The sequence below is a fragment of the uncultured Kluyvera sp. genome (assembly GCF_902485085.1).
GTDB lineage: Bacteria > Pseudomonadota > Gammaproteobacteria > Enterobacterales > Enterobacteriaceae > Kluyvera > Kluyvera ascorbata.
The window spans coordinates 25167-32311 of the sequence record NZ_CABTJS010000078.1; the positions used below are offsets into that span (position 1 = coordinate 25167).

The window sequence follows — 7145 nt, forward strand, 5'->3', positions numbered from 1 at the left end:
TCAGGTAAAAAATCGATTCACCACGCTGAGCAAAATCTACATTTAACGTTCTAATCGGTGCGCAAAACGCGCTTTTTCCTCACTTCTGGGATGAGAATATCGAAATGGATGCTGTGACTCCTCTTTCACCGCCAACTCGCTGGGGTATGGCGCTAACCGGCATAGTACAAGGGCTCGTGTGCTATTTGCTGACCCTCTATTTGATCCCAAAAGATAGCGGCTGGATGTTTTACGCTTTGCCGGGAAGCCTGGCATTTTCCTCTGTGCTGCTGTTCACCGTGGTCTCTTTTAAACAGCGTGCGCTGTGGTGTTGGTTGGCGGTGGTACTGGTTGTCGTGCTGGGAATGGGCGGCTGGCTAAAGCTCAACCTTAATGAGGAAGACCAATGGCGGCAGTATGACGCGCTATGGACCTACAGCTGGTGTCTGCTGCTGATGGCACTGCTGGCGCTGCCGTGGCTGCAATACCGTATTCAGTCTGCGACGGGCCTCCCGCGATATGCGCACTTTTATGCTCAGCAGTGGCAAAACGTGCTGACGTTGTTGCTGATTGGCGTAGCCAACGGCCTGGTCTGGCTGGTTTTGCTGCTCTGGAGCGGGCTGTTTGAACTGGCCAATATCACCTTCTTCTCGCGGTTGTTCTTCGATACGCGGTGGTTTGTCTTTGTCTGCATTGGATTGGTGACGGCACTGACGGTTATCCTTGCACGCCAGAATGAACGACTGATTACCGCTATCCACAAGCTGCTGGCGCTGATTGCTACCGGTCTGCTGCCGTTGGTCTCGCTGCTGGCGCTGTTGTTCCTGGTGACGCTGCCGTTTGCGGGCGTGACGGCCATTTCCCAGCGCTTCTCTGCGGCGGCATTGCTCTCGGCGCTGGCTTTTGTGCAGTTGTTGCTCACCGCGATGGTCTGGGAACCCAATGCTACGCGTCTTGGCTATCCGCGTCTGCTGCGGCTGTTGATTCAGACGGCAGTGATGCTGACGCCGGTCTACGTGCTGATTGCCGGTTGGGCGCTATGGGTACGTATTGGGCAGTATGGCTGGACGTCGGATCGCCTGCACGGCGTGCTGGTGGTGGCGGTGCTGCTGGTCTGGTCGGTTGGCTATCTGATTGGCCTGCTGCGCCGTCGTGAAGATCCTTCACCTCAGTTAGGGCGGGTCAATCTGGCGGTCTCATTACTGGGGCTCGCGCTACTTTTCTTGCTTTATACCCCGGTGCTGGATAGCTGGCGCATCAGCGTGAATAGTCATATGAGCCGTTACCATAGCGGTAAAATCAATGCCGACCAGGTGAGTCTGTATATGCTGTCGCACAGCGGCAAGCCCGGGCGCGCGGCGCTGCTTGAGCTACAGCAAGATAAAGCGTTCACCCAGGATGCGAAGCGTCAGCAGCAGCTTAAGCGGTTGTTGAGTGGCGATCTGAGTCCGACGATAAAACTGACCGCCGAAGCACTGGCGAAAAACGTGACGATCCTTCCGGGCAGCATGCCGCCAGATAATGCGCTATGGGCCGCGGTGATTGAGCAACGCTACAGAGTGGAGTCGTGCAGCGAGGTTGGCAGCTGCGTGCTGGTGAGTCAGGATCTGAACGGTGATGGGAAGGCGGAGCAGGTGCTGTATGCCTTTGGCGATCGTACCGTGTTGGTCTTTGCTCAGGGTGAGAAAGGCTGGGAATATAAGGCGAGTGCGTCGCTGCCGTCCGGCTTGAACAAGTCGAAGCTGCTTCAGGCGGCGAAGGATGGAGCGTTAGGGGCAAAACCGAAGGCGTGGAAAGATATTACGCTGGGGGATGAGACGGTGGTGCTGGAGTATCGGCGCTGATTTTTCCCGGCGGCGCTGCGCTTGGCCGGGCTACAAACGTTCGTAGCCCGGTTGAACGAAGTGGCACCGGGGAAGGCTCAGAACTTAATGAACCTGCGGGTCAGACGGTGCCGCGTTATTGCGAATCTCTGCAATATCCATGGCATTGAACACATAGTGGCTACCGCAGTAATCACAATGCATATCAATTTCGCCTTCTTCTTCGAGGATGCTGTTAATTTCCTCGTCCGGCAGGGTTTTCAGCGCGCCAGCGCAGCGTTCGCGGGAACAGGTGCACTTAAATTCCACGTCCTGCGGGTCATACAGGGTAACTTCTTCTTCGTGGTACAGACGCCACAGCACATCGTTGGCCGGCAGCGTGAACAGCTCTTCGGCCTTGATGGTGTCGGTCAGCGCCGCCAGGTGCTCAAAATCTTCCGGCTGTGCGTTCTGCGCTGGCATCACCTGCAGCAACATACCCCCAGCAGCTGGTTTACCGTCGGATTCGCCGGTACGGATAATCAGTCGCGTTGGCAGCTGTTCGGAACGCTGGAAGTAATCTTCCAGGCAGGCCGCCAGCGTATCGCCTTCCAGACCAACGACACCCTGATAGCGCTCGCCTTCGGCCGGGCTGATGGTAATCACCAGATAACCGTTACCGATAAGCGTTTTCAGGTCTGCATCTGCCGGGATATCACCCTGCACGCGCGCGACGCCGCGCAGCTGCTGGTGGTTGTTGCCGTTGATCACCGCCAGCGTCATCGGGCCATCGCCCTGTAGTTGAACGGTGATATCACCTTCAAACTTCAGCGTAGCGGTCAGCAGGCTGGTGGCGACCAGCAGCTCGGACAGCACGTTTTTTACCGGCTGCGGATAGTTATGGCCTGCCAGGATCTGTTCGAGCGTTTCGGATACGGTGACCAGTTCGCCACGCACGGCGTAGTTTTCAAACAGATAGCGATGTAATTGATCGTGTTGAGTCATAATTTTCTCTCTTGGGGTGGCAGTTATTCACTGTCGCCGTATTTAAATCTCATCAGGTCGCGCCGCTCTTTTTTATCCGGACGTCTGTCCGGGTGCGGCATGGTCAGCGCATTCAGTTTGCGCGCCAGGGCGACTTTTTCGCGCTTCTCGATACTCTCCGCCGTCTCTTCATAGAGCGTGACGGCCTCCGTTGCCGGACGTCGCTGCTCCGTGATGCCTTTCACCACCACGGTGCGCTCGTCGTTTCCCTGGCGAAGCGTCAGCAGGGCGTTCAGTTCAACCACTTTGCTGGGCTTACTGCGCTGCCCGTTATAGTGAACTTTGCCGCCTTCAATCATCTCTCGGGCGACGGCACGCGTTTTATAAAAACGCGCCGCCCAGAGCCATTTATCTAGCCTGACGCCTTCGGTAGGCTTCTCTTTCATGGTCGCTCCTTCACTGAAGTGAGGGGATCAGACGACGGTAATCGTTAAGCGCGGGATGACGCAGGTACTGCTTTTCCGCAAGGCCGGAGTCGGGGTTGGTCACACCGAGGCAATAGCGGATCCCAAAGTGGGCGGCGGCATCCAGAATGGGCTCGCTATCGTCGATAAATAACGTGCGCTCGGCATCCAGACCCGTATGTTTCTCAACTGCCCGCCATAACCGCTGATCCTCTTTCGGATAACCAAATGTATTGGTGGAAAGTAATAAATCAAGGTGCTCGCCAAGACCGGTGTGTTCCAGCTTAACCGCCAGGTTATGCGGATGCGCATTAGTCAGCAGGATACGTCGCTTTCCGCTCGCTTTAAGCGCGTTCAGAAAAGGGATGGTGTCTTCACGCAGCACGGCGCGCGGGCCCTGCTCGCTGGTCATCGAACGGATATCCAGGCTCAAACGCTCGCTCCAGTAATCCAGACAGTACCAGTTTAGCGTATGTTGTACCGCATGGTACTCCTGACGAATGGCTTCCTGTGCCGCCTGCGGCGTGATACCCAGCTTTGCGCCATAGGTTTCTGGCACCAGTTTTTGCCAGAAATAGTTATCAAAAGCGAGGTCGAGCAGCGTGCCATCCATGTCCAGAAGAACGGTGTCTACCTCGCGCCAGGCGATATCAAAATGCATGGTGAGTCTCCAGACGGAAGAAATGCGCGACAGATTAACATAACCTGTCGCGAACTACGCAGTGGGCTTATTTTGTCGGAAAGTCAGACTTGAACTCTTCCGGGGCGGAAAGCAGCACGGGGTTAATGCAGCTCTCATAGTATTTCTGAATCTCGGCCAGTCGCTCACGATGGCGATGATAGCGACGCAGCGCCTGCACGCCGTTGTAAACCGCACAGACTATCATGGCCAGCATCAGCAACGTGGTGGCCAGATAGTGCCACAGCCCGCTGCTGTCCGGCATGCGGTGCAGGTTAATGTGCTGTGTCCCGTTGGCGTCGGTATAGAGATTGGTCACGATGCCTTCCGCATGGAATGGCGTGTGCATCAACATGCCCGCCAGACGCTGAAACTCGTTCCACTGCTCACTGGCAGGATAGTCGTACAGCGTCGTGCTTGGGTATGGCTGGCTGACAAAATCGCTGCCTTCATCGCTGGTTATCAGGAAACCACCCGGCGCTGGGCTATTGAGCGCCTGTGCCGCGCGTGCGGTTTCACGCAGGATAAACGGCGCGGTGGAGGTGTCGACAAGGTTATCCAGTGACTCGGCGCTGACCGGACGCAGCAGAACGTTTACCCCGTCCAGTTTGCCGGAATTCGCGCGCTTAACCAGCGCATCCCAGTCACGAGTATTACCCAGGTTCACCAGGGCATTTTTCAGACGTACACAGTCGTCGGTCGCCGAGCAAAGATCTTTCGTTTTCAGCACGATATCGGCAAAGTCATCCAGCAGCACCATGCCCGATTTCTGAATCGCCGAGCGCAGAGCCGGGCTGACGCGGGAATCATCGTCCGCCGTTGGATGCAGCTGACGGTTGACGGCCTGAACCAGTGCGGTCGCCTTATTGACGGTTTCAGACTCCGGCAGCGGCAGGCGAGGGGCGTCGTTCCAGAGGATTTGCGAGCAGTCGAATGGCAGGAATGGCGAGCTTTCCTGCGCGGTCCAGGTGCCTGGAGAGTGGATATTACACATCCCGGTTCCGCTGATGTGGAGGGTATCACCCACGCGAACGCCGGCCTGTTCTAGCTGGCGAACGTCTTTGGCCTCAATGGTTTGCGCCCCTTTTAGCCAGGAGAGCGTAAATTTGAGTGGCATATTAAGCGGTACGCTGACCCACATCATGATAGCGATCAGCAGCGCGCCGCCGCCGATGACGGCGCTGCGTAACCAGTGCTGAAGCGGGAAGTTTTTCACCTCGTCATGCAAAGAGAGGAAGTGTCCCTGGCGCACGACGTGTCTATCAAGGTAGATATCGATATCTGTTTTTTGCCCCAGGTCCTGGGCGACATACGGCTGCCAGTGGCGAGGGTAGATTAAATCGATGATCCCAAGAGAGATGTTGTTGATCTGCTCCTGATCGTTTTCACCGAACAATCCCCAGCGTTTTGGCGTACCGCGCAGGCAGTGGATCTCTCTCAGCGACGACTTCGTCGGCGGTGCAAACAGCCCCCAGAGCCCGCCGCACAGGAGCAGAAATGCGCTGGCGAAAATCCATGGCGTAAAGACCGCTGGGGCGATAAGCCCGCAGTAAAACAGCACAAAGGCGGCGACGATTAGCAGCGCTTCACGCAGGCCGTCAGGGCGACTAAGCGCGTGTTCTTCATGGGTTTCCTGGCGGATGTTGAGCAGCTCGATTTGCTCGCTCTCTTCGCCACGGATAGAAGCCTGCGTCGATGAAGATGACTCCAGCGCAAAGCTTTTATTTTCAGGTGAATAGGTCTTCAGCGAATGGCCGTTCAGACCAATAACCAGCGGCACATCATCGGTCTCGATAAGCTCAATACTGTTCTCATCGGTAATATGCTGTTCCCAGAACGGCGGTAGATGCACTTCCACGGAGTCGAGGAAGTAGCGCCATTTGTTGGGTTCATCGGTGGTGATGCCGTAGCGAGTAATGGCGCGCGTCAGCATAAAAACGGTGTTGCTCTGCGGTGTGAGTGTCAGCACCGCAGGGGCAATGGTCGCGCCGGACGCAGGCACGCGCTGATCCTGATTAAGATAATCGAGGTAGTTTTCAATGCCCTGACGCTCTTCATTGGTCAGTTTTCGGGTGGTTGCCCCCGGAAACTGATGGAGCCACGGCAGGTGAAGACGTTTTGTCCGTTTACGCAAAAGCCAACCGGCCAGCACGGCGCAGATCAGTATCGCTACGGTAAAGATCATCAGTGTGCCCATGCTTTTCCCATCATACTTATCTTAGAGGTCTCTTCGTTGCCTGCTTTTCGTATAAACCATTGGCACGTATTACGCATTCATAAAATGAGTCTATAGACTCTCGCAAAACGTAAGCATAACAAACCCATCGGCTGGCGAGTATCAGTAAATTCCCAATTGTAATTCAACCTCTTGACATTTATCCATAAATGAGAGATGAAAAGCAAAAGGTTGCAACAATGTAAATAAAGAGCTTTATGCATTGCTGGAACCTCATCGCTATCGCACAATAATAAAAGTCATTACAGCAAAGACCCCGGCCCAATGAGCAAATCATTACAGAAACCTACTATTCTCCATGTTGAAACCGTCGCGCAATCACGCCTTTTTAACGTGGAAAGCGTCGATCTAGAGTTCAGCAATGGCGTTCGTCGCGTTTATGAGCGTATGAAACCGTCCTCACGCGAAGCGGTGATGATTGTGGCTATTGTCGACGACCACCTGATTTTAATCCGCGAGTATGCGGTGGGCACCGAATCTTATGAACTCGGTTTCTCGAAGGGGCTTATTGACCCCGGTGAAACGGTGATGGAAGCCGCGAATCGCGAGCTGAAAGAAGAGGTGGGCTTTGGCGCACGTCAAATGACGTTCCTTAAGAAACTGGGGATGGCACCGTCCTATTTCTCCAGCAAAATGAACATCGTTGTGGCGGAAGATCTCTATCCGGAATCGCTGCCAGGGGACGAACCAGAGCCATTGCCGCAGGTTCGCTGGCCGCTGGCAAACATGATGGCGCTGCTCGATGAGCCGGATTTTAATGAAGCGCGTAACGTGAGCGCGTTGTTCCTGGTGCGCGAGTGGCTAAAAGAGCAGGGCAGATTGCCATAAATAAGTTTGGTCGCTGGATCCCGGAGTCGGTGCGCGAGTGATGGGGAAAATGTGTTGTAGCCCGGCCAAGCGAAGGTACAAACCGGAAACATAGGTAACACTTTAGACCGGATACATGGGTAACAGTTATAACTGGCATAGAAGAGGAGACTCGCTATGCCCTGGACTGAGAC

General features: G+C 55.1%; 6 protein-coding genes. 2 read left to right on the plus strand and 4 right to left on the minus strand.

Annotated elements, in window-relative coordinates; translation table 11 throughout:
• Positions 1-104 precede the first annotated feature (104 nt).
• A complete protein-coding gene (locus tag RDN66_RS09215; RefSeq protein WP_308537795.1) occupies positions 105-1823 on the plus strand; it encodes a DUF4153 domain-containing protein in 1719 nt (572 codons plus the stop codon).
• 84 nt (positions 1824-1907) lie between these two features.
• Here the strand turns inward: RDN66_RS09215 and hslO are convergent, their stop codons facing one another.
• The 4 genes from hslO to RDN66_RS09235 form a co-directional block, all read right to left on the minus strand.
• Complete coding sequence (hslO, locus tag RDN66_RS09220) at positions 1908-2786, minus strand: Hsp33 family molecular chaperone HslO (protein ID WP_035892111.1); 879 nt, start codon at positions 2784-2786, stop codon at positions 1908-1910.
• 23 nt (positions 2787-2809) lie between these two features.
• On the minus strand, positions 2810-3211 hold the full coding sequence (gene hslR / locus RDN66_RS09225; protein ID WP_123650866.1) for a ribosome-associated heat shock protein Hsp15: 402 nt from the start codon (positions 3209-3211) through the stop codon (positions 2810-2812).
• Positions 3212-3221: 10 nt separating this feature from the next.
• Complete coding sequence (gene yrfG / locus RDN66_RS09230; RefSeq protein WP_308537796.1) at positions 3222-3890, minus strand: GMP/IMP nucleotidase; 669 nt, start codon at positions 3888-3890, stop codon at positions 3222-3224.
• Between the two features lie 67 nt (positions 3891-3957).
• Positions 3958-6105 (minus strand): intracellular growth attenuator family protein, encoded by a 2148-nt coding sequence (locus tag RDN66_RS09235; RefSeq protein ID WP_202217062.1) that lies wholly within the window; start codon positions 6103-6105, stop codon positions 3958-3960.
• Between the two features lie 303 nt (positions 6106-6408).
• Between RDN66_RS09235 and nudE the strand changes: the two genes are divergently transcribed.
• Positions 6409-6972 (plus strand): ADP compounds hydrolase NudE, encoded by a 564-nt coding sequence (nudE, locus tag RDN66_RS09240; protein WP_123650864.1) that lies wholly within the window; start codon positions 6409-6411, stop codon positions 6970-6972.
• Positions 6973-7145: the final 173 nt, after the last annotated feature.